This is a genomic window from Flavobacterium sp. MMS24-S5, from assembly GCF_050320125.1.
Lineage (GTDB): Bacteria > Bacteroidota > Bacteroidia > Flavobacteriales > Flavobacteriaceae > Flavobacterium > Flavobacterium tyrosinilyticum.
In genome coordinates, this window is the sequence record NZ_CP190016.1 from 3696049 (window position 1) to 3718298 (window position 22250).

Annotated in this window: 23 protein-coding genes; 11 read left to right on the forward strand and 12 right to left on the reverse strand. The window is 33.3% G+C overall.

The window, feature by feature from the left end:
- Window positions 1-5 precede the first annotated feature (5 nt).
- The 3 genes from ACPWTF_RS17015 (at window position 6) to ACPWTF_RS17025 (ending at window position 3313) form a co-directional block, all read left to right on the forward strand.
- Window positions 6-2249, forward strand: a complete 2244-nt coding sequence (locus tag ACPWTF_RS17015) for a M1 family metallopeptidase (protein WP_427872258.1) — start codon at window positions 6-8, stop codon at window positions 2247-2249.
- A gap of 153 nt (window positions 2250-2402) precedes the next feature.
- On the forward strand, window positions 2403-2750 hold the full coding sequence (locus ACPWTF_RS17020) for a Sec-independent protein translocase subunit TatA/TatB (protein WP_095928562.1): 348 nt from the start codon (window positions 2403-2405) through the stop codon (window positions 2748-2750).
- Window positions 2750-3313, forward strand: a complete 564-nt coding sequence (locus ACPWTF_RS17025; protein WP_250834026.1) for a phosphatase PAP2 family protein — start codon at window positions 2750-2752, stop codon at window positions 3311-3313. The genes ACPWTF_RS17020 and ACPWTF_RS17025 overlap by 1 nt, the downstream gene beginning before the upstream one ends.
- Window positions 3314-3568: 255 nt before the next feature.
- On the opposite strand, the gene ACPWTF_RS17030 is transcribed toward ACPWTF_RS17025, so the two are convergent.
- The 8 genes from ACPWTF_RS17030 to ACPWTF_RS17065 all read right to left on the reverse strand — a co-directional run bounded on the left by ACPWTF_RS17030 (window position 3569) and on the right by ACPWTF_RS17065 (window position 9243).
- Window positions 3569-4288, reverse strand: coding sequence for a phytanoyl-CoA dioxygenase family protein (locus tag ACPWTF_RS17030; RefSeq protein WP_427872259.1), 720 nt, complete (start codon window positions 4286-4288; stop codon window positions 3569-3571).
- A gap of 175 nt (window positions 4289-4463) precedes the next feature.
- Window positions 4464-5105: an O-methyltransferase gene (locus ACPWTF_RS17035; protein WP_095928565.1), complete on the reverse strand. Its 642-nt coding sequence runs from the start codon at window positions 5103-5105 to the stop codon at window positions 4464-4466.
- Window positions 5106-5215: 110 nt separating this feature from the next.
- The gene (locus ACPWTF_RS17040; RefSeq protein WP_250834024.1) at window positions 5216-5614 is read right to left on the reverse strand and encodes a hypothetical protein; all 399 of its coding nucleotides are present in this window, start codon (window positions 5612-5614) and stop codon (window positions 5216-5218) included.
- A gap of 176 nt (window positions 5615-5790) precedes the next feature.
- Window positions 5791-6342 carry a hypothetical protein gene (locus ACPWTF_RS17045; protein ID WP_250834023.1) on the reverse strand — a complete coding sequence of 184 codons (552 nt, stop codon included), beginning with the start codon at window positions 6340-6342 and terminating at the stop codon, window positions 5791-5793.
- A 10-nt stretch (window positions 6343-6352) separates the two neighbouring features.
- On the reverse strand, window positions 6353-7111 hold the full coding sequence (locus ACPWTF_RS17050; RefSeq protein WP_427872260.1) for a hypothetical protein: 759 nt from the start codon (window positions 7109-7111) through the stop codon (window positions 6353-6355).
- Window positions 7062-7805 (reverse strand): hypothetical protein, encoded by a 744-nt coding sequence (locus ACPWTF_RS17055; protein ID WP_427872261.1) that lies wholly within the window; start codon window positions 7803-7805, stop codon window positions 7062-7064. The genes ACPWTF_RS17050 and ACPWTF_RS17055 overlap by 50 nt, the downstream gene beginning before the upstream one ends.
- A gap of 5 nt (window positions 7806-7810) precedes the next feature.
- Window positions 7811-8365, reverse strand: coding sequence for a YceI family protein (locus ACPWTF_RS17060; RefSeq protein WP_427872262.1), 555 nt, complete (start codon window positions 8363-8365; stop codon window positions 7811-7813).
- Between the two features lie 317 nt (window positions 8366-8682).
- Window positions 8683-9243, reverse strand: a complete 561-nt coding sequence (locus ACPWTF_RS17065; protein WP_095928569.1) for a YceI family protein — start codon at window positions 9241-9243, stop codon at window positions 8683-8685.
- Window positions 9244-9616: 373 nt separating this feature from the next.
- Here ACPWTF_RS17065 and rlmN point away from each other — a divergent pair, with 373 nt between their 5' ends.
- Window positions 9617-10660, forward strand: a complete 1044-nt coding sequence (gene rlmN, locus ACPWTF_RS17070; RefSeq protein ID WP_095928570.1) for a 23S rRNA (adenine(2503)-C(2))-methyltransferase RlmN — start codon at window positions 9617-9619, stop codon at window positions 10658-10660.
- Window positions 10661-10812: 152 nt separating this feature from the next.
- On the opposite strand, the gene ACPWTF_RS17075 is transcribed toward rlmN, so the two are convergent.
- A complete protein-coding gene (locus ACPWTF_RS17075) occupies window positions 10813-11673 on the reverse strand; it encodes a hypothetical protein (protein ID WP_427872263.1) in 861 nt (286 codons plus the stop codon).
- A 162-nt stretch (window positions 11674-11835) separates the two neighbouring features.
- Between ACPWTF_RS17075 and ACPWTF_RS17080 the strand changes: the two genes are divergently transcribed.
- From ACPWTF_RS17080 to dnaG, 5 genes are all read left to right on the forward strand, one after another.
- Window positions 11836-12813, forward strand: coding sequence for a polyprenyl synthetase family protein (locus tag ACPWTF_RS17080; protein ID WP_427872264.1), 978 nt, complete (start codon window positions 11836-11838; stop codon window positions 12811-12813).
- A gap of 201 nt (window positions 12814-13014) precedes the next feature.
- Window positions 13015-13575, forward strand: a complete 561-nt coding sequence (locus tag ACPWTF_RS17085) for an RNA polymerase sigma factor (RefSeq protein ID WP_427872265.1) — start codon at window positions 13015-13017, stop codon at window positions 13573-13575.
- The gene (locus ACPWTF_RS17090; protein WP_427872266.1) at window positions 13562-14302 is read left to right on the forward strand and encodes a hypothetical protein; all 741 of its coding nucleotides are present in this window, start codon (window positions 13562-13564) and stop codon (window positions 14300-14302) included. Before ACPWTF_RS17085 ends, ACPWTF_RS17090 begins: the two co-directional genes overlap by 14 nt.
- Window positions 14303-14467: 165 nt before the next feature.
- Entirely contained in the window at window positions 14468-15496 is a 1029-nt protein-coding gene (locus ACPWTF_RS17095) for a hypothetical protein (protein ID WP_427872267.1), read from the forward strand.
- Between the two features lie 129 nt (window positions 15497-15625).
- Complete coding sequence (gene dnaG, locus ACPWTF_RS17100; protein ID WP_250834015.1) at window positions 15626-17698, forward strand: DNA primase; 2073 nt, start codon at window positions 15626-15628, stop codon at window positions 17696-17698.
- 89 nt (window positions 17699-17787) lie between these two features.
- Here the strand turns inward: dnaG and ACPWTF_RS17105 are convergent, their stop codons facing one another.
- The gene (locus ACPWTF_RS17105) at window positions 17788-18417 is read right to left on the reverse strand and encodes a response regulator transcription factor (RefSeq protein WP_008467169.1); all 630 of its coding nucleotides are present in this window, start codon (window positions 18415-18417) and stop codon (window positions 17788-17790) included.
- A gap of 92 nt (window positions 18418-18509) precedes the next feature.
- On the reverse strand, window positions 18510-19316 hold the full coding sequence (nadE, locus tag ACPWTF_RS17110) for an NAD(+) synthase (protein ID WP_427872268.1): 807 nt from the start codon (window positions 19314-19316) through the stop codon (window positions 18510-18512).
- A gap of 99 nt (window positions 19317-19415) precedes the next feature.
- Here nadE and gldB point away from each other — a divergent pair, with 99 nt between their 5' ends.
- Both gldB and gldC read left to right on the forward strand, forming a co-directional pair.
- Window positions 19416-20372, forward strand: coding sequence for a gliding motility lipoprotein GldB (gldB, locus tag ACPWTF_RS17115; protein WP_427872269.1), 957 nt, complete (start codon window positions 19416-19418; stop codon window positions 20370-20372).
- The gene (gene gldC / locus ACPWTF_RS17120) at window positions 20372-20704 is read left to right on the forward strand and encodes a gliding motility protein GldC (RefSeq protein ID WP_172426852.1); all 333 of its coding nucleotides are present in this window, start codon (window positions 20372-20374) and stop codon (window positions 20702-20704) included. The genes gldB and gldC overlap by 1 nt, the downstream gene beginning before the upstream one ends.
- Before the next feature lie 807 nt (window positions 20705-21511).
- On the opposite strand, the gene ACPWTF_RS17125 is transcribed toward gldC, so the two are convergent.
- On the reverse strand, window positions 21512-22141 hold the full coding sequence (locus tag ACPWTF_RS17125; protein WP_427872270.1) for a hypothetical protein: 630 nt from the start codon (window positions 22139-22141) through the stop codon (window positions 21512-21514).
- Window positions 22142-22250 lie beyond the last annotated feature (109 nt).

A 22250-nucleotide genomic window follows, 5' to 3' on the forward strand; every position in this document is an offset into this window, starting at 1 on the left:
ATTTTATGAAAAAACTTTCATTATTATTACTTTTTCCTGCAATGTTAGTAGCGCAGGATAAAGCAACAACCACACCAACCAAACAACAGGGAAAGTACGACACGAACAAGTTTAGCCAAATGTACGATTTGCTGGCAACACCAAATATGTTTCGTACTGCTTCTGGAGCTCCAGGGCCTGCTTATTACCAACAGCAAGCAGATTACAAAATTGATGTTGAATTGGATGATAAAAATTCAAAATTAAGCGGATCTGAAACTATTACCTATACAAATAATTCGCCAGATAGTTTGGAATATTTATGGGTGCAGTTAGATCAAAATCAAGCAAAAGCAAATACGCAAACCTCATTGGCAGAAAGTGACAAAATAAGTCAGGTTCTTCCATTGGATGGTTTTTCTTCTAAATATTTAAAAAAAGATTTAGAGCGCGGTTTTAATATTGAACAAGTTAAAGATGCTAAAGGAAGCGCATTGTCTTATACGATCAACGAAACAATGATGCGTATTAATTTGACTTCGCCATTAAAACCAGGAGAAAAAATTTCTTTCTCAATAAAATGGTGGTACAATATCAATAACTATAGAAAAGAAGGCGGTCGTTCAGGATACGAATTATTCGAGAAAGACGGAAATAAATTATATGTAATCGCACAATTCTATCCAAGAATGGCAGTTTACAACGATGTTGAAGGGTGGCAGAACATGCAGTTCTGGGGAAGCGGAGAGTTTGCTCTTCCTTTCGGAAACTTTGATGTGAATATTACAGTTCCTGCAGATCACGTGATCGATGCAACTGGTGAATTAATGAACAGAAGTGAAGTCTTTACTGCTGAACAAGTTAAGCGATACGAGCAAGCACAAAAATCATTTGACAAACCTGTTGTTATTGTAACACAGGCAGAAGCAGAAGCAGCTGAAAAAGGTTTTTCTGAAAAGAAAAAAACTTGGAAATTCAGTGCAAAAAATGTTCGTGATTTCGGAATTGCTTCTTCTAGAAAATTCATTTACGATGCAATGGCTGTGAAAATTGGAAATAGAACAGTTATGGCAGAATCTGTTTATCCAAAAGAAGCAAACCCGTTGTGGGGAGAAACTTCTACAATGGTTGTGGCACATACTTTAAAAAGCTATTCTTCTCATACTTTTGATTATCCTTATCCAAAAGCAGTTTCTGTTTCGGCAGAAGATCAAGGAATGGAATATCCAATGATTTGTTGGAATTATGGTCGTCCAGATGAAAATGGAGTGACAAGTAGAGAAGTTAAAAACGGAATGATTGGTGTTATTATTCACGAAGTTGGACACACTTTCTTCCCGATGATTGTAAACTCAGATGAGCGCCAATGGACTTGGATGGATGAAGGTTTGAATTCATTTTTAGAATATCTGGCAGAGCAGGAATTAGATCCAAATTTCCCTTCAAGAAGGGAACCAGCAAAAAATATCGTTCCTTACATGAGCGGTGACCAAAAGTTTTTAGAGCCAATTATGTCAAACTCTGAGACTATTCACCAATTTGGAAATAACGCTTACGGAAAACCAGCTACAGGTCTTAATATTTTGAGAGAAGTAGTTATGGGAAGAGAATTGTTTGATCACGCATTCAGAACGTATGCAAACAGATGGAAGTTTAAACATCCAACACCAGAAGATTTCTTTAGAACAATGGAAGATGCTTCGGCAGTAGATTTGGATTGGTTCTGGAGAGGATGGTTCTACTCAACAGATTTCGTAGATATCGGAATTAAAGACGTAAAACAATATTACGTTTCAGATACTCCAACTACAGATATTAAAGATGTAAAAGTTAGAAAAGGACGTTTTGGATTCGAAAAAGGACCTTTTGTTTACTTAGTATCTGGAGATAATGCAGAAGTAAACGATTCTAAGAAAAAAGCTTTAAAAGTGCAAGATTTCAAGTCTTTGGCAGATTACGTAGATCAGACTTTTACTGCTGAAGAAAAAGCTTCTATTAAATCTCCTAAATACTTCTATGAAGTAGAATTTAACAAGCCAGGCGGAATGATTATGCCTATCTTAGTTGAGATTACTTACGAAGATGGTTCTAAAGACAATTACAAATATCCAGCACAAATCTGGAGAAAAAGTAACGAGACAGCTAAAAAAGTATATGCTACTACAAAAGCAATTAAGAGCATTCAAATTGATCCACAATTGCTAACAGCAGATATTGATGTGACCAATAACTCTTGGCCAAAAGTAGAAACAAAGTCAAAATTTGACTAAATAAAATAGAAATTAATAAAATGCTCATCAGGTTTATAAAAGCTTGATGAGCTTTTTTATTTTAACTAAATGTATTTTCAAGGACTTTTTAAGTTAATTTTAAAACTCTAACCTGAAAAGTTTAATATCTTTGCGACAACAAAAATAAAAGTTATGTTTGGTATAGGAGGAGGAGAATTAGTTTTCATACTGTTTATAGTGCTAATGCTTTTTGGTTCTGATAAAGTGCCTGAAATTGCACGTACAATGGGAAAGGCTATGGCTCAGTTAAAAAATGCAACTAATGATATTAAAAGTGAAATTCAAAAAGGAGCAGAGGCTAATGGTCTTGATGCGAAATCTTTGAATGATATTACTGGAAATATCAACGCAGAAATTGATAATGCAAAATCTAATTTGCTTGGAGATACTGGAAACCTTTTAGGAGACACTACAGCTGAAATCGAAAAAGTAAAAGAAGATATTGATACTCTTTCTGGACCTATTAAACGCCAAATGTAATGCTTGAAAAAATACAGGAATTAGATAAAGATCTTTTAATCTATCTTAACGGATTAGGTTCTGAAACATACGACAAATTATGGCTTATTATTACCAATCAATTGTATTGGACGCCATTTTTTCTATTACTATTCTATCTTATTTATAAAAAAATAGGAGGAAAACAAACCCTGTATTTGTTGCTTTTTATAGCTGTTCTAATTGCTTTTACAGATCAGACCTGCAATTTATTCAAACACACTTTTCAGCGTTTACGACCATGCAATGATCCAGAAGTAAATACAATTATTAGAGTTGTTCAGGTTAGAAAATCATATAGCTTTTTCTCTGGACATGCTGCCAATACTATGGCGGTTGCAACTTTCTTATTTTTGATTTTAAAACGCTATTTCAAATATTTCGGATTCATATTTTTTTGGCCTTTAGTTTTTGCTTACAGCCGAATTTATTTAGGATTGCATTTTCCAGGTGATATCCTTACCGGATATTTCTTTGGTGCACTTTTCGGATTTTTACTTTATTTAGTTTATAGAAAATTAAAACCACAGTATTTTCCAGGATAGTTCTTTTTAAAGGTGTTAAGGTTCTGAGATACTAAGATTCTAAGGTTTTAAAGATATATATTAAATTGCCTCCAGCTTTAGCTGGAGGTTTTTTTATGGGCAAATAAAAAGGCTTTAGCCAAATACTTCATAATATTTGTCTAAAGCCTTAGGTAGTTAAATTATATACCTCCAGCGAAAGCAGGAGACAAGTGAGTAGTGTAAAACTTAGAATCTCAGAATCTTAGCAACTTAGAATCTTAGTGTCTCAGAACCTTAGTTAATGATTGTTTTTTCGCTCCATTCCAAACCATTTGGAAGTTGCTGTTTGCTAAATTCAATATGAATGACTCTTCTGCGTTCGTTGTTTGTGGTTTTGTTTGATGCGTGAAATAATAAAGGTTTCATAATCATAATCCCCCCTTTTTCGACTTCACAAATTGTTTCTTTTTCAGTTTCAAAATCTAGATTCTCAATTCTCAAAATTCCTTTTGAATGAGAGTTATTAATCACTTTTAAAGCACCATTCTCTTTAGTGGTTTTGTCAATATGAATTCTGATTGTAAAATTATTTTCTAATATTTCTGTAGGTGGCTGAACCGCAAATTGATTTTGTTTTACTGTCCAATTTTCAAAATTTTCCGCTTCAATTTTTTGGTCAACAGAAATCGTTAAATCCTGATGATAAGCCACAAACCAATTTGATTTTTCCGGTTTATCAAAGTAGATAGATTTTGTTATAAAAAAGCCTTCGCCAAAAGTAGATTCGATAATATCCTGCAGTTTTTCATTAAAAATGAAGGGAAGCGTTTCAGGTATTTCTTTATGAAATTGTCTAATCGCAAATAAATCTTGAGACTTTCTAAAAGTCGTATTTTCTTGATTATCTGCAGTTTTGTTTTCAATCAGTGAAATTAGATTCTGAATTTCATTTTCTGTAAAAACATTATTTATGATTGAAAAACCTTCAGCGCTTATTTCTGTGTTATAATTCATTTTTAATAGTTGTTGAATTGCCTCCAGTCTTAGCTAGAGGAAGCCCTTCACCTTAAATTATGTTCCTCCAGTTCTAGAGGAAACTCAATAATATATTCATTCAGTATAAAAACTTAGAGTCTTAGCAAAAAAAACTTAGAATCTCAGCATCTCAGCATCTTAGCATCTTAAAAAATCACAATACTCTCGAAACCGTCAACCCATCACGAATTGGCAATAAAACCGTTTCTACTCTTGGATCGTCTTTTAAAAGCTGATTGTATTCTAAAAGCACTTTTGTGCTAACATCATTTGGGTGGACTGGCTCTAGGATTTTTCCGCTCCACAAAACATTATCAGATAAAATGATACCGCCTTTGTTCATTTTTGGAACAATCATTTCCCAGTAGTTCAAGTAGTTTTCTTTATCAGCATCAATAAAAACCAAATCAAATTTTAAGTCTAAATCTGGAATAATGTTTACTGCTTCTCCTAAATGCTGAAAAATCTGTTCTCCCCAAGGAGACATATCAAAATATTTTCGCTGAAAATCGATTAATTCTTCTTTGATATCGATGGTATGTAATTGACCATTTTCCTGCATTCCTTCGCATAAGCACAAAGCAGCATAGCCTGTATAAGTTCCTATTTCCAAAATATTAACCGGACGAATCAATTTTGACAACATGCTTAAAACACGTCCTTGAAAATGACCGCTGAGCATTCTAGGCAAAAGTATTTTCTGATACGTTTCTTTATTAAGTTTGGCTAACAATTCTGGTTCATTTTCAGAATGCTGTTCGATATAATCTTCTAATTCTTGTGATATAAAATGCATGGTGTAGTATCTTGTAATTTGAAGGCAAAAATACAAAAATATCTGCTTGCGATTGGGCATAAAAAAACCATTCGTTTTGCGAATGGTTTATTTTAAGATTTAAAAAGGCTTTATTTTTTCAAAGCTTCGTTTACGTCTTTGGCTGTTTTTACAGTTCCGTCTTTGGCTGCTTTAGCCGCATTTTCAACTTTTTCAGCTCCTTTTTTAGTAGCATCTTTTACATCAGTTGCCGTTTTTTTAGCTGCATTTTCAACATCGTTTGCCGCTTTTTTAGTAGCGTCTTTTACATCTTGAGCAGCAGTTTCTGTAGCATCTTTTGCTTTAGCAGCAGCGCCTTCTGCTTTGCTTACCGCACTGTCTTTTACTTCTTCGATATCTGTTGTAAGAGAATCAACTTTGTTGCCTAGCGTTAATTCATCTTCGGCAGGTTTGTTTTCTTTTTTTTCACATGACTGAACAGCAAATGCTAATAAGGCAATAACAGCTAAACTTAAAATTTGTTTTTTCATAATTACATTTTTTTAGGTTGATAAAACTTAAAGGTTAAATGGCTGAAAATAAAATTACAAATTTTAAAATGATTGAGCTCTTTGTAAGATTATTTTTCTTTTGAGAGCAAAACAATTCTTGTGCCAAATTTTGACTTTTTTTAGCTTGGTGTTCAATTTTTTTTCTACAATAAAATTTAGTTTTTATATAAACTGAAATTAATAACAATGTCGTCTTTCACTTTAATCAAGCCGGCCATTTTTACTGGTGGTTCCAACTCAATATCAGAGAACTTTAAACTAAGCGTTCCTTGAATTTTATCATCAGTATTATATAGTATAAAATCTTTGTATTTGAGTGTTTTGTCGGTTATGAAGAAGTTGAGTCTGCATTTGTAATTCTTTCCCATTGGCTTTATGTCGCTTATAGAAACTGTGCTGTTTGGGAATTGTTTGACTTTTACTGTTCCTTGCAAATCTTTGGTCATTACCTTATTGCCACAATCAAAGTTTGACATTTTGATGTCGGTATTAAAGGTGTTTTTTTTAACTGAGTTTACATAAACAGTATCCTTTATAGCAAAGGTATTGGAGCAATTATATTTACCGACTGTAGATAGTCCTGTGATTTCTATTTTAATTTTATTAATTGCCACAGCGCTATCTTCTGCGAAAAAAGTGGGTTTAGCACTTCCTAGTAAAAAGAACATTGCTAAACCCATTATTAATATTTGAAATCTCGTTTTCATTTTTTTTATATTAGAACGCAATGGTTGCTTCGAATACTATACCTTCAAACTTACCGCCATAAAAGTTGTTTACATTTCCAGTAGCAGGATCTCCTACAAATTGTGAATAATCTTTATATTTTTGATTCACGTAGTTTAATTTGGCCAAAATGTTTTTCGTCATAAACCAACCAGCACTTGCTTCAAATTTATCTACGGTAACCTTTTTAGCATCAGCATTAGATAGTTTTCCAGATACGGTATTGTATTTTCCTCCGATATAGAATTGTTCAGTTCCTCCAAATCTGTAAATAAGCTCTGAAGCATATTGATTAGCAGTACGTTTGTCGTCAGTACCCGCTTTATCTCCTCCTGAAGCTAATTCGATTGTTCCAAAGAATTCAAGTCCTTTATATTTCACAAAAGGGTTAATCATGTATGTAGTAGCCCAGTTTTTGAAATTAGGGTTGAACGTTGCCTCTGGTGTAGATGTTTTGCTGAAACTAGTAGGAACATCAGTAGTAGTTGTAGAAATAACAGTACCATTAGCATCGGTCTTAGTAATCGTATTTTTATAAGCGTTATTATTCAATATACCCCAATAACCAAATCCTGATCTATTAGCAGAATATATGTTTGCGTTACCAAGATTTGCATTATGGTAAAGAGAACCAGTTAATCTTACTCTTAAGTCTTCATTAAGCTGTTTGTCATAACCTAATTTAGCTAAGATTGAAGGGCTATGTGTTGTATTGGTGTTCTGAACCATTAGTATAAAAAACTTCTTCATTACTTTGATTTAAATTACCATTTGTAACACCTAACATGCTTACCAATCCACTTCGGTTGTAATAAACTTCCATACCCATTTCTGTAGTGAAAGAATACATGATGTTGTTTCCAACAAATGCATTTCTAATGGTATTACCATTATCAGAACCTCTAAAGTGAGCATCACCAAAATTGTTCTCCATCTGTCCAATTTTAATGGTAGCATATTTCATTACATCGGCCAAGAAGTCTTTTTTGATGAAGTCTAACTTGTCAATTTGTAAGTATCCACCTTTTACATAAGAGTCATTGTGGTGTCTTGAAGCTAAATAAACATCTAAATTTACTCGTACTCCGTCAAACAATTGTGCACCAATATACATATCAGCTGCTGGAAGAGTAAAATTGTTTTCAGTATTCATTAAACGATATCCCGTAATTGTTCTAGTAGTAGTCCCAGTAGCTGTAGTGGTCGTAGTCGTAGAACTAGCAGGTTGGTTGTTGAATGAATTTGTGGCTTGGAAATCCATGTTGAAAGCACCGCCAAGGTCAATGCTAAGGCCTTTAAATTCTCTATTGTCTTTTTGTACGTCAAAAACGTTGATACCGTCTTTCCCTCTAGATATTTGGTTTTGCATATTCCCAAAGCTTACTTGTGCATTTACAGCGAACGTACTTATTACTGTAATAAATAGGATATAAATCTTCTTCATGGCGGTTATAAATTAAAGTTTAAATTAAATTTTATAGTCAGGTCTTGTCCTGTTTTGATTGTTCCAAGCATTGCTGTTGGCGATTTCATTCCGAAGTCTGCAAAAGTAATTTTGTTGCTTCCCTGAAGATTTAATCCATTTGCAGTAACAGTCGTTTTTACAGAAGTTTTGTAAACTTTGCTAACTCCAGCAATGGTGTAAGTACCAGTGAGTTCCCAAGTAGTTTCGTTTACTTTTTCAGCAGACTTTAAAACATATTTTATTTGCTTGTTTTTATCTGTTTTTAGCGTTTCGTAAGCCACTTTATCCATGCTTTTTTTCTCACTTTTTACGCTTTCTGCCAATAGAGTAACGGTTAGAGCGTCTATGTCAGTTAGCTTTCCGCTAGCAATGTTTAGAGTTGCTGTTCCAGTTCCAGACGCCGATTTCATCTCCCAGTCGTGAAGTGTAGATGTACCAGCTACAGAAAAAGTTGATTTACTATCTAAGGCATATGATTTTTGTGCTGTCGCAAATGAGGTGATTCCGAAAATTGCAATAACAAGGGCGAATAATTTCATTTTATGGGTTTTCATTTTAATTATGGATTTTGATTAAAAAAAATAGATAAACTCGGCCAATTCTATCTCTAAGTGTTTATTGTTTGTTTTAACTTGTATCAAAGATCTACTTATAAACCAGCTTGGTACATGATAAAAATCATTGTTAAAATTTTATTAAATAGGTATTTAATAACTACAACGTTTTCATTTTCTGCATAATCGATTACTAAGGCAAAAAAGAGTATTGATTTTTATTAAATTGTCATTTTTTAACATTTTGCTAAAAATTGAAAATCTTAAAAGAGAGACAATTTTTAACATTAAGTCGATTTGAGTTAGCTTAAAATAATATTAAAGATTACAGTTAAATCTTTTCCAGCTTTAACAACTCCAAGAGCTGCTTTAGGAGGTGTCATTTCAAAATCTCCAAAAGTAATTTGGTTAGAACCCTGCAGAATAATATTTCCTTTACTAGTGGTTACTTTTACTTGGGTTTTGTATTCTTTGCTTACTCCTGCAATCGTGTAAACTCCTGTTAAGTTCCAAGTGTTATCATCTATCTTTTCAGCAGATTTTAAAACGTATTCAATATTCTTGTGTGTTTCGGTATCCAAAGCTTCGTAAGCTACTTTGTCCATACTCGCTTTATAGCTTTTTAAGCTTTCGGCCAATATTGAAATTCTTAGACTATTTATTGTAGCAAGTTTAGAATCCTTAACTATTAAGTTAGCCATTCCAGTTCCTTCTGTAGATTTCATTACCCAGTCGTGTACTGTAGAGGTTCCTGCTACTTCAAAGGTTGAGTTTGCAGCTACACTATAATTTTTTTGAGCATTTGCCTGTAATGCTATTGTTGTAAAAATTACGGTCAGTAAAAATGATTGAATTGTTTTCATGTTGATAAAGTATAGGTTAATCATTTAAATGAGGATGTTTTAAAATTCAGTTAGTGGATGCAGAATCAAAAACTATCCTTATTTCTTAGACCAAAATTATCGCGCGCGCGAAGAAAACGAAATGATAAAAATCATGGCTAAAGTTTTATTAAATTGTTATAGTAAAGGAGGGAATGGCCTATTAACACTCAGATTTTATCTTTAAAGGAAATAAAACAAGATGTAAGTAATTGCCTATTAGTTTATTGTGTGTTTGGATCGAAAACATCTCGTACTGTTTTTTCAGCCCAATTTTTTTGGAAAGAAATCAATAAAAAAAGCGGGAAAGTGCTTTAAGTTTTAGAAAATACTGGAAATAAACTAACTTTGCAGCATGCAAATGGAGAAAAAAGACATACGAGCCTTATCAAAAGAACAGCTTCGCGATTTTTTTGTTGAAAATGGAGATAAAGCTTTCCGCGGAAATCAGGTTTACGAATGGCTATGGAGCAAAGGAGCCCACAGTTTTGAAGACATGACAAATGTAGCCAAAGCTACAAGGTCTATGCTTGAAAATAGCTTTGTCATCAATCATATTAAGGTTGATACAATGCAAAGAAGTAGTGATGGAACAGTAAAAAATGCTGTTAGGCTTCATGACGGACTTGTAGTAGAGTCTGTTTTAATTCCTACAGAAACTAGAACTACTGCTTGTGTTTCTAGTCAAGTGGGTTGTAGTTTAGATTGTAATTTCTGTGCAACAGCACGATTAAAAAGAATGCGAAATCTAGAACCTGGCGAAATTTACGATCAAGTTCTAGCTATTGATAGAGAGAGCCGTTTGTATTACAATCATCCGCTTTCTAATATTGTTTTCATGGGAATGGGAGAACCTTTAATGAATTATAATAATGTCATTAAAGCAATAGACATGATTACTTCAGAAGAAGGGTTAGGAATGTCTCCAAAACGAATTATGGTTTCGACTTCAGGAATTCCGAAGATGATCAAAAAAATGGCCGATGATGATGTGAAGTTTAAGCTGGCAGTTTCTTTGCACTCCGCTATAGATGAAACTCGTGCTCGCATTATGCCTTTCAGTAAAAACTTCCCTTTAAAAGATTTACGAGAAGCATTAGAATATTGGTATAGAAAAACCAAAAGCAAAATTTCTTACGAATATGTAGTTTGGAAAGGAATTAACGATGATAAAGCTTCGGTTGATGCTTTGGTTAAATTCTGTAAATATGTGCCTTGTAAAGTCAATTTGATTGAATACAATCCAATTGATGATGGCGAATTCCAGCAAGCTTCAGAAGAATCGATTATGGCTTACATAAAAGCGTTAGAAAATATTGGAGTAGTGGTAAAAGTGAGAAGAAGCCGAGGTAAAGATATCGACGCAGCCTGCGGACAACTAGCCAATAAAGAAGCATAAAAAAATACTCCGTAAGAGTATCTGGTCGGTAGAAAAAAATATTGACAATGATGAATATGTCCCATCGGGACATTTGATTGGTTAATTAAAAAGCATTAAAAACAAGAATTATTTCTCGTTTTTAATGCTTTTTTCTTGGACAAAAAGGATGCTTATTTTTTCATATCTACTTCTTCAGTAACGCCGTCTTTTGTTACTTTTACAAGCGTATCGCATTCTCCGCTACCATAATCAATAGTTGCTATAGCGCCGTTTTTAGTTATAGAAGCGATTCCTTTTACAGCAATAGATTTTCTGCAAGACGCATTAAACTCTAGAGGAGTTGTAATTTCTGCCGAAAAAGTATCTCCGTTCGGGAAAGTTGTAGAGCCGCTTCCGGTAACTACAAACACATTATCATCCCAATCAAACCATGTATCATAGCCAGAAGTCATTTCTTTTGTTAGCGTTCCTTTTCTAGTATACACTTTTCCATCATCAAAAGTAATGGTTAAATCTATAGAAGCTATAGAAACAGGATGTGCTGTCACCAATAAATTGGTCTCTTTAATAGTTCTCACAATACTTTTGCTTCCTTGAATTTTTTTACCATTATGATAAAATCCATCAAAAGTGTAGCTAATGGTTTGTGTAGAAGAAGTAAAATCGTTTGAAAAAGAAACAACCATTTTACCTTTTACTGTATTTCCGTTATTAAGAGTGCAGCCTTCCACGCCAAAATCTACTGTTTTTGTCCAAGTATTATTGGTTAAAACGGTAGTGATTGTAGCACAGCTAGGAAGATATTTTTTTATAGGTTCGTTTGGTTTGGCATTTACATTCAATTGAGAGCTAAACTGATCTTCAGCAATATCCGTAACATCCTCAACAGAAGCATCGATTTTAGCATTGGTTACAATCTCCTCGTTGGTAATCGCAGCTCCCAATCCGTCATTTGTTTTTTCATCAGAATTACAGCTGATGAAAAAAGACATAGTAATAAAAGTACTAATTAATAAAAGTTTTGTTTTCATAAAAAAAATGGTTTTAGGTTCTTTTTTTAACTTAATGAATTCAAATCAGTATTAGTTAGAGCTATTTTTGGCGTTTTTTTTCAGGTTAAAACATAAAATATTTAAATCCTAACCTAAAATAAACAACGTATTTTTATTTAAAATAGTATATTTGGAATCTAAATGAATATTACGTCTCAAATAAAGCAGCCTATTTTTACCGAGATGGAACTTTTCGAGAAAAAGTTCCATGAATCGATGACTTCTAAGGTTGCGTTGCTAAATCGAATCACTTATTATATCGTAAACCGCAAAGGGAAACAAATGCGTCCGATGTTTGTTTTTCTTACTGCAAAAATGGTTTCTGGAGGTACTGTAAACGAAAGAACCTATCGCGGAGCTTCGGTAATTGAGCTTATTCACACGGCAACTTTGGTACACGATGATGTTGTAGATGATAGTAATCGCCGTCGCGGATTTTTCTCAATTAATGCACTTTGGAAAAACAAAATTGCCGTTTTGGTTGGAGATTATTTATTGTCTAAAGGTTTATTGCTTTCTATAGATAATGGCGATTTCGATTTATTGAGAATTATTTCTGTAGCTGTTCGTGAAATGAGCGAAGGAGAATTGCTTCAAATCGAAAAAGCAAGAAGACTTGATATTACTGAAGACGTTTACTACGAAATCATCAGAAAGAAAACCGCAACGCTTATTGCGGCGTGTTGTGCGCTTGGTGCGAAAGCCGTAATCGAAGACGATTCTCAGGTAGAAAACATGCGCAAATTCGGTGAATTGATCGGAATGGCATTTCAAATCAAAGACGATTTATTTGATTACAGCGAAGAAGCTATCGGAAAACCAACAGGAATAGATATCAAAGAGCAAAAAATGACTTTGCCCTTAATTCACGTTTTAAATACTTGTACTCCGCAAGAAAAAAAGTGGCTGATAAACTCCATCAAAAACCACAACAAAGACAAAAAACGCGTAAAAGAAGTTATTGCTTTTGTAAAAGATAATAATGGTTTGGCTTACGCCGAAAATAAAATGGTCGAATTTCAGCAAGAAGCACTTGCATTACTTCAAAACTTCGAAGATTCTGAGTACAAAGACGCTTTGACTTTGATGGTCAACTACGTTATTGAGAGAAAGAAATAATCTTTTGAAATTAGATAATCAGAAAATTTGTCAATTAGATAATTGGTTTACTTTGTTGTAAATCAGTTATGTATTGTTATATGTTGGAATTTGGAATTTAAAAATTTGATTTTTTTTTTACTCCCGTGCAACCATTTCAAATCGACAATCGTCTATGCTAATAGAAGTCTGTTTCTAAAACCAAAACCGAAAAGCTTATTAATGAAAATTATCCAGTTACATCAGGAAGAAACCAAAATCATAAAGCTGGCTGCCGAGAACAATCGTCAGGCACAGCAGCAGATTTATACTAAGTTTTCTTCGAAAATGTTAAGCGTGTGTCGTCAATACATAAAAGACATACAATTGGCAGAAGATGTAATGATAACGGCTTTCATGAAGGTGTTTGCCAATTTAAGCAAGTTTGAACACAAAGGAAGTTTTGAAGGCTGGATCCGCCGAATAATGGTTAACGAATGCATTTCGTATTTAAGAGTTCAGAAAAAGGTAAAATTTGCCGAAGATGAATTTTTTGTAGAAGAAAGCTTCAATGAAATCGACAGTCAATTTACCGTAGAACAAATTCAGTATTTAATTGATGCTTTGCCTGACGGCTATAAAATGGTTTTCAATTTATATGCAATTGAAGGTTACAAACACAATGAAATTGCCAAGATGTTAGGAATTAATGAAGGAACATCAAAATCGCAATTATCGCACGCTAGAAAAATGCTGCAAACACAAATTACTATTTTAAAAAAACAAGATAATGGAACCGAATAATTTTGAAAAGGATTTCCGTGAAAAACTAAATCAACGCGAAATTGAGCCAAGCAACAAAGCCTGGGATCGATTGGATGCAATGCTGGCTGTGGCAGAAGAAAAAGAACCAGTTAAGCTTAATTCAAAAAAATCAAAAAGTAAATGGCTCTATATCGCAGCAAGTTTCATCGGGTTTTTATTGGTTGGAACGCTGTTTTTCAATCAAAATAAAAATGCAGTTAAAACACCAGAAACGGTAGTTGTTGAAAAAGAAACTGAAGCCGAAAAAGAATCGGTAACAGAACCTGTTTTAAAAACTGTTGATTCAGTAAAAACAGAAACTGCAATTGCCGAAAAAACTTCGGAAAAAACAAGAAACAAAAACAAAAAAAGCAATTCCGAAGCTTCGGAGCAAATTTCAAATAAAAACACTCAAAATAAATCAAATCAAATAGCGGAGTCTTCAATCATCAAAAACAATCAAGAAAAACAATCAACAAACAATCAAACCGTAATTCCAGAGAATCCTAAAAAAGAAAATGTTGATCAATTATTGCAAACAGCAGAAAATAAAGTTCTGGCAGAAAGTGGCGTTAAAAAAGCAAAAGTAAAAATCAATGCCAACGATTTATTGAATCAAGTCGACGGCGAATTAGAGCTTTCATTTAGAGAAAAAGTAATTACTAAAGTAAACAAAAACCTTCAGGAAGTAAAAGTAGCTTTGTCTAATAGAAATCAACAAGAGTGAGAATTAATAGCATAGAATAAAGAAAATAGATTGTATTCCCGAAGGAACGATCCGTATTGTAGCGCAGAGTTTTAATCCGCTGGAGATGGAATAAAAGAATCAACCATTTACAATTTATATTAACAATTAATCATCATCAATCAATCATTTAAAAACCAATCAATCATGAGAAATTTTACCATTTACCTTATACTTTTCTTCTTTTTAGTAGTAAGTAAAGTAGTAGGCCAGGAAACCTTTGAAGCAAAAGCAAAAGCAATTGCCAATAAAATCGAAAAAATTACCAAAGAAGAAAAGGAAGCTTTAAAAGAAGAAGTTGAAGCAGTAAACGTTCAGTTATCTGAAGGAAAAATTACTCAGGAACAGGCTGAAAAACGTAAAAAAGAATTGGCAGAGGCAAGAGCTGTAATTATGGAGGAAAAAATTACCCTGGCTCAAAATGAACTAAACGATTTAGTTCAGAAAAAAGTAGATGGGAAAATAAAAGAAGATTCTGCAAAAATCTACATGATTCGCTGGAAGTCATATAGCCATCATAAAGATTCCATTCGTAGCGAAAAAAGAACTACGTCTCAATTTGTATTTGCGATGGGTTTAAATAATATGCTGGCAGATGGAAAGCTTCAGGATTCAAATTATAAATTTATGGGATCGCATTTTTACGAATGGGGTTTAACCTATAATTCAAGATTAATGAAAAATGACAATCTGCTTCATGCAAAATATGGACTTTCGTTAATGTACAATAATATACGTCCAACAAATAACAGAAGTTTTGTCGTAGATGGAGAACAGACCAATCTAGTAGAAAACCAAGTGCATTTGACCGAATCTCGTTTCAGAAATGTGTATTTGGTAGCGCCAGTGCATTTAGAATTTGATTTTACGAGACCAATAGAACGTGACGGGAAAACGTATTTTAAAACTCATAAAAGTTTCCGTTTTGGTATTGGAGGTTATGCAGGAATCAACGTAAAATCAAAACAGATATTAAAATTTGAAGAAGAAGATTTAAAATATAAAACCACAATAAAAGGCGATTACAATGTAAATAATTTCATTTATGGTTTGAGCTCCTATATCGGATATAGAGAATTAAGTTTGTATTGTAAGTATGATTTAAATCCATTATTTCAAAATAATCTAGTAAAAGAGAATAACATATCGTTAGGACTTCGCGTAGATTTAAACTAAAAGTATTGGTCGTTTAGTTAATGAAAAAAGCATCTCAACAGAGATGCTTTTTTTGATGTAAAAATGATTAAAATTCCAACAAGATTTACGTATTTTTGCAAGCTCTCAACTTCTAAAATTTAATACACTTTGATTTCACAAACCACCATTGATTCTGTTTTTGAAACTGCTCGAGTAGAGGAGGTTATTGGCGATTTTGTGAATTTGAAGCGTGCAGGAAGTAATTTTAAAGGGCTGAGTCCGTTCTCAGACGAGCGCTCTCCTTCGTTCATGGTTTCTCCGGCAAAAGGAATCTGGAAAGATTTTAGTACCGGAAAAGGCGGAAACTCTGTTAAATTTTTAATGGAACATTCACAATTTACTTATCCGGAAGCCATTCGCTATTTAGCTAAAAAATACAATATCGAAATTGAAGAAACGGAGCAGACTGAAGCAGAAAAAGCCAATACAGATCTTCGTGAAAGTATGTATTTGGTTTCTGAATTTGCTGCTAAGTATTTTCAGGATGTTTTGGTTAATTCTGAAGAAGGAAAAGCAATTGGTTTATCGTATTTTAAAGAAAGAGGATTTACGAATGAAACCATTAAAAAATTCAATTTAGGTTATTCTCCAGAAACTTGGGATGCTTTGACGAAAGAAGCCTTAGGGAAAGGATATAAATTAGAGTTTCTAGAAAGTACAGGTTTGACAATTCCGAGAGAAGATCGACCATTTGACCGATTTAAAGGTCGTGTAATGTTTCCGATTCAAAGTATGTCGGGTCGTGTTTTAGGTTTTGGAGGGCGTATTTTAACGAATGATAAAAAAGCGGCAAAATACCTCAATTCGCCTGAAAGTGATATTTACCATAAAAGTAAAGTCCTTTATGGAATTTATCATGCAAAACAATCTATCGCCAAACAAAATAACTGTTACTTGGTTGAAGGTTATACCGATGTGATTCAGTTTAGCCAAGCAGGAATAGAAAATGTTGTGGCTTCATCTGGAACAGCTTTAACACCAGATCAGATTCGTTTGATCAATCGTCTGACGCGAAATATCACCGTTCTTTTTGATGGAGATGCGGCTGGTTTACGAGCGGCCATTCGAGGAATTGATTTGATTTTGGAAGAAGGTATGAATGTTCGTGTTTGTTCTTTTCCTCAGGGAGAAGATCCGGACAGTTTTGCGCGTAAAAATTCTCATGACGATTTAGTCGCTTATCTAGAAAACAACAGTAAAGATTTTATACAATTTAAGGCTTCGATTTTAATGGGCGAAGCCAAGAATGACCCAATAAAAAAGGCAGATCTGATTCGCGATATGGTTACGAGTATTTCTAAAATTCCAGACCGTATTCAGCGTGAAGTTTATATTCAGGAATGTGCTCGAATCATGGATATTTCGGAGCAGGTCTTGACGAGTACTTTGGCGCAGCTGATTCAGAAAGATATAGCAGACGCTAATAAAAAGCAGAAACAAGAACAAAGGCCTTTTGAGGTAGTCAGAAATCAGCCTCCACAAGCAGGTTCATTTTCAGGAGGAGACCCAGAAGATCCAAGAACTGGCCCGCCCGAAGGTTACGATTATCCGGGAGATCCAGGATATTTTCCGCAAGAACAAAATCAAAAAGTAGATATTTTATATGGTTTCGAAAGAAAAGTCATTGAGATTTTGCTATTGTACGGAAGTGTAGTAGAAAATTTTGAAGATGTTTTTTTGAGGGCAGATGAAGAAGGAAATGTAAAAGAAGTTTCAGAAAAAAGACAATATAAGGTATTCGAAAAAATATATCTAAGTCTTCAAGAAGATGAGGTGCAGTTGTCCAATATTTTGTTTCAGAATATTTACACGAACATCATTGATTTTTATAATCAGAATGAAACATTTAGTTTAGATAAATATTTGATGCATTTAGAACCTGATTTTGCTCAGGAAGTAACCAATATTTTGATGGAAGATGAACGATTAACCATTCATAATTGGGAAGGGCAGAATATTTACCCAAAACATAAAAGTGAAACCATTGAGCAGAATGTTTCAGATACGATATTTTCTATGAGATGGTATTTGGTGTCTGGAATTATTGCAGAATTAAAGAATTCTCTTTTAACCGATCCGCAGGAAGATAATTCGGAAGTTTTGAGTATGGTGATCGATTATTCTAAATTGCTGAATAACTTTTCGAAAAAATTAGGGCGAGTAGTAGTGCCTTATCACTAAAAGAAAAAACTCTATCTAATTTGATAATTCAAAATAGATAGAGTTTTATAATTTTCGATTCTCTTAAAAGGCTAAGATTTTCGACTTGATTAAATAATTTCTAAAGTCTTAGCTTTGTTCACTAAGTCAACAAGATTAGTAACGTTTAATTTTGTCAATAATCTCAGTTTGTAAGTACTGATTGTTTTTTCGTTCAGATTTAAGATTTTAGAGATTTCATTGTTTTTCTTACCATCGCTTAAATAACGTAAAACCTCAATTTCGCGGTTAGAAAGTTTTCTGTACAGACGCTCACTTTTGCTTTGTTTCGCAATAAGTGCCATGTTTTTACGTACTGTTTCGTTGATGATAATTTTTCCTTCGTGTACTTTAATAATAGAATGACCTAATGTTTCAAGTTTTTCTGTTTTGTGTACATACCCAGAAACTCCTGCTTTAATTGCGTTTGGAGCGTACATTTGCTCAGCAAGATCACTGAAAATAACAATTTTTGTTTTTGGGAAATTTTTTAAGATAGATTTAATTTCAAAGATGCTTGAAAGACCTTCTAACTCTAAATCTAGAATTAAAATGTCGATCTCCTTCGTTTGAAGAATATCTCTAACCATTGAAAAATTGCCTACGTTGGCAACAATTGAAATTTGATCGTGGTCTTTAAAATAAGACTTAACGCCAAAGTGCGTCACAGGATGATTGTCTGCTAGACATACTTTAATCATAATTTTTACCTTTTTTAGAATTGTTCATGTTTTTGGAATGGTAAAATTAATAAATAAATTCTGTAATAACTCGCAGAGAATGTTAAAATGTATTATTTTAACGTTTTTGGGATTAAACAAACAGGAATTGGATCCATTTTATGCTTGTTGCTGGTGTTTAATCGTTTATAGATTTCAAAGACAGATTTTTCTCTCCCCTCGAAGTCAGATGCCGTTTTTCCTGACTCCGCGGCTAGCATCGCCCATTCTAATTCGTCATAACTTGCGCCTAATTGATCCTCATCTGTACGATTGTCTCCAAATAATCCATCGGTAGGTGCGGCTGTTAAAATAGATTGTGGAATTTGCAAAAATTCTCCTAAAGCGTAAACATCAGATTTCATTAAATCAGCAATCGGACTCAAATCTACGCCGCCATCTCCGTATTTGGTGTAAAAACCTACGCCAAAATCTTCCACTTTGTTTCCTGTTCCGGCTACAAGTAAACCATGAATTCCTGCTAAATAATACAAAGAAGTCATTCTAATGCGGGCACGTGTGTTTGCTAAAGCTAAATTAACTTTTGCTGCATCTTCAGTTGAAGGCACTGCGCTTTTAAAAGATTCAAAAGTTTGGGTCAAATCGGTCTTAACGTCAGAAATATTAGGGAAGCGTTTTTTGAGCTGTTCAATATGCTCTCTTCCTCTCGAAACTTGACTTTCTGCCTGATGAATAGGCATTTCGACACATAAAACATTCAGTCCTGTCTGTGCGCATAAAGTAGAAGTTACTGCAGAATCTACACCTCCTGAGATTCCAATTACAAAACCATTTACTTTTGCATTAGCAGCGTAATTTTTTAACCACTCTACAATGTGCGTATTTACTTTTTCTGTCTGAATTGTGCTTTTTTTAGCCATAATAGTTTAAGTTTTAAGATGCAGGGATGTATATTTGCAGAATTATTTTGAGTATGCAACTATTTAAAATTCTGATAACACAAATCTAATTAAAATAAAATGAAAATATATCGCTTTGCAGTGGTTCTATGCCTGTTTTTTTTGTCTTGCAATCAAAAAAGTAAGGTTGAAAAAGAAGTAGAAGAAATTCCTGTTGATATTAAAGTAGAACGATTTGATAAGGTGTTTTTTGAAACCAAACCGCAAGATCTTGCGAAAGTAAAAAAACAATATCCGTTTTTCTTTCCTGGTAATGATGATAACGTTTGGGTTCAGAAAATGAACGATCCAATCTGGAGAGAAGTTTATACAGAAGTTCAGAAAAAGTACAGCAATTTTGAGCCGGTTCGCAAAGAGTTTAATGAACTTTTTCAGCATGTAAAATACTATTTTCCTAAAACTAAAATTCCAAAGGTAATTACGGTAATTGGAGAAATGGATTATAATGCAAAATCTATTTATGCAGATAGTCTTGTAGTGGTAGCTTTAGAATTGTATTTAGGAAAAAATCATAAGTTTTATGAGTTTCCAAATTACTTAAAAGAGAACTTTGAAGAAAGACAAATTATGCCAGACGTAGTGTCTAGTTTTTCGTATCGAAATATTCCAAATTCTATAGATAAGAGTTTGGTTGCTCAAATGGTTTTTGAAGGGAAACAGCTTTATGCAAAAGATTTGCTGATTCCTGAATATACAGATGCAGAAAAAATGGGATATACTCCAGAGCAGATAAAATGGTGTGAAGAAAACGAAGCCTATATGTGGCGTTATTTCATAGAAAATGAAATGCTTTACAGTGAAGATCCAAAGCTGAGAGCACGATTTATAGCTCCAGCACCTTTTTCTAAATTCTTTTTAGAAATAGATAACGATTCTCCAGGACGAGTGGGAGCTTGGATTGGCTGGCAGATGGTACGTTCTTACATGAAAAATAATAGTGATGTTACTTTGGCTGAATTATTCAAACTTGAGCCAAAAGAAATCTTCGAAAAATCAAAATATAAACCTAAGAAATAATGGCAAATATAAACTCAGAGATTAAATTTAATATAGAATTGGACGAAAACCGCGTTCCTGAAAAATTAACATGGAGTGCGCAAGATGGTGGAGTTCAAGCTGAAGAAGCAAAAGCAATCATGCTGTCTATTTGGGATAGTAAGGTAAAAGAAACCATGCGTATTGATTTGTGGACAAAAGATATGCCGGTAGATGAAATGAAGATTTTCTTCCACCAGACTTTAGTTGCGATGGCCGATACTTTTAAACGTGCAACAGACGACGAAAAAATGTCTGACACAATGAAAGATTTCTGTGACTACTTTGCAGAAAAACTAGAGCTTACAAAGTAATAGAAATTCCAATATAAAAAAATCCCAAATTCCAATTTCAAAGATTGGGTTTGGGATTTTTTGCTTTTTATTGTAAATTGTCTGAGTAAACCAAATTGTATGCTATTTCCTTTCCTTGTAAGCCTTGTCGGATTGTTTTTTTTACTTGCCAATGCGATACGGTTTTACATGACGTGCAAAAACAGAGATATATTGTATCGTATTATAACCACTTATTTGGTTCTGCTATTTTGTGTAGAATTGCTTTGCAATATCATCGGATTCCTTTATCCGAATTCTAATTTCTTCCTTTCACACTATTATTTTAATTTCCAGTTTATCACACTTAATCTCTTTTTCTATAAAAGTTTTTCAAACCAGAAATTAAAGCAGGTTATGATAATGCTATTCGTTTCGGTGCTGCTTTTTTAGGATATCAATATTATAACAAGCCTTCGCTTTATTGGGAGTTTAATTTAGTAGAAATAGCTCTAACATCTATTCCATTGTTGTGTTATGCGGTTTATTTTATTGTTTCAAATTTAAAAAACCACAAGCATAATTATTTCTATTTCTGTAATGGGTTAATTATCTACCTAACAAGTAGTGCGGGTATTTTTCTATCAGGAAATACCGAATCGGTAATTTTTACAGAACCGTTTGTGCTTGATTTCTGGTTTTTCAATTCGCTCTTTTATATCCTCTATCAATTTTTGATTTATAAAGAATGGAAAGCTTTAAACTTTAGAAGAACAGCAAAGAAAAAATTCCAATAAAAAAATCCCAAATTCCAAGTTTGCAATTGGGATTCGGGATTGTTGTTTCTTTTTATTTGATAGATCTTTTGTCTAGGTCTTTGAATATCTTTTTTAAAGCTCCTTTCATTAATTTATCTGATGTTTTATAAAACTCTACATTGTCAATAAACTTGTTTGATTTTTCGGTAGACCACATCGGTTCGGTTTTTGTTTTTTGAGAAATGCCGACCACATTTTGAGAATAGATGATTTCTTGAGAATTTAGATCGTAAATTTCAACAAGTACGGCAGCTTCGTTTTTTCCTACTTCGTCATCGGATTGATAGAGCTCAATGTAAGAGAAATCGCTTTTGCGTTTTGTCGTTGAGATATTGACGAAAAAATCAAAACCAGTTCCATCTTTTAATTCTTTTAGTTTGGTTTTATTGGGATTTAAATGAATCTTTCGGCTGATTAGTAATCCGTTAACATCATTTATATAAAACAAACGGTCTCTCAAATTCTTTTTAAAAAACGCTAAAGATTCTTCTGTTAATTTGTCTTTGGATTTTTTTGGACAATCTAATTCATTCATCAACCATCTTCCTGAGGTAAAATTAACACCGGATCTTGGTCTAGATGTAAACATATAAGTTGGTGTTTTGCAAGAGGTCAGGATCAGGGTCAAGAAAATAAAAAAGAATGGTTTTGGGTTCTTCATAAACTATTTTTGGTTGTGTCAAATGTAGTTTAAAAGATAGTTTTCAGACTATGAAAAACAATTTATTTTTAAGTTTTTACTTTCAAAAATAAAAATCCCAAATTCCAGG